Below are 1,188 nucleotides of genomic sequence, written 5' to 3'. Positions count from 1 at the left end.
GTAGCAGTTTCCCTTGCCCGACATGGAGATGCGGATGCCGTTTTTGCGAAGTTCGCCCTGATAGTCCACGGCGCAATATTGGCTGCCGCGGACGCCCTTCTGTTTGTCAAGCTGCGATGCGGGTCTGATTGATCTCCCTGTGGCGCCTCGTGATGATGTGGAAGACCTCGCGCGCGATGTAGCGTTTAAGGGATCTGATGGCATCGAGCTTGGAATGCCCCTCGCTGACGCGTCTAGCGACGTAGGCCTTTGTCGCCGGATCGGTTCTGAGCCGTCCGATGGCGACGATGTGCAGGGCGCTGTTGGCGGCGCGATCACCGCCCCGGTTAAGCCGGTGCCGGATCGTCTTTCCGGAGGAGGCGGGCACTGGGCTGACTCCGCAGAGGGCCGCGAAGCTCGCTTCGGATCGCAATCGCTCAGGGTTATCGCCGGCCGTCAGCAGCAGTTGCGCGGCTCCACTGTAGCCGATCGAGTTCCGGGCAATGAGTTCGGGCGCTAGGTCATTCACGATGGCACCGATCATTGTATCGAGGTCGGCGATCTCGTCATGGAGCTCGAGGTAGCGGCGGGCGAGCGACTTGAGGCTGATGCGGTAGGCCGCTTCCACTTCGCGATAGGCCGTCAGATCTGGCCGCCAGGCAGCCAGAGTTCGCACGAGTTGCATGGGGGTCATGCTGCGTAGCAGATCACGCAACCCGTCCGGCGCGCTGACGATCGTGGTCTGGATTATCTGCAGAGCCACCCGCCGTGCGGCGACGGCGGTCTTTCGGCAAACCGTGAGGACGCGCAGGGATTCGACCATTCCATCGCGGCTTCTGGGAGTGACCGTTCTCTTCCCCGCGAAAGCAGCGTGGGCCGCATTCTGGGCATCGATGTCGTCGTTCTTGCCTCGTCTGCGCCGATCGTGCCTGTCGGGTGTCGTCACTTCGAGAACTTCAACGCCGGCAGCTTGCATGTAGCGGAGCAGACCAGCGCCGTAGCTGCCGGTCGATTCAATGCCAGCCGATGCGCTGAAGGTCTCCGAGTGAGTGCATCCATCGCGCGCTAAAAATATGCCAAAGTAGTGCTAGAGCATCCGGCGAGAATTTTGAATCGACGGATTGAACGAACCCGCTAGCGCGGGAGTGGAGCGAGCGTTTTAGGAGAGGCCTCCTGTCTGCGAGGATTGTGGTTGTTAGCCCGATCCCA

Annotated in this window: 1 pseudogene; it reads right to left on the bottom strand. The window is 61.4% G+C overall.

The features are described from left to right. Positions 1-106: 106 nt before the first annotated feature. A pseudogene (locus tag VQ044_RS25230) lies at positions 107-1,037 on the bottom strand (IS110 family transposase); the annotation flags it as partial. Positions 1,038-1,188 lie beyond the last annotated feature (151 nt).

Source organism: Aurantimonas sp. C2-5-R2 (assembly GCF_036549495.1).
GTDB lineage: Bacteria > Pseudomonadota > Alphaproteobacteria > Rhizobiales > Rhizobiaceae > Aurantimonas > Aurantimonas coralicida_A.
The sequence above is the reverse complement of the archived record's forward strand: the minus strand, read 5'-3'. Positions and strand labels throughout refer to the sequence as shown.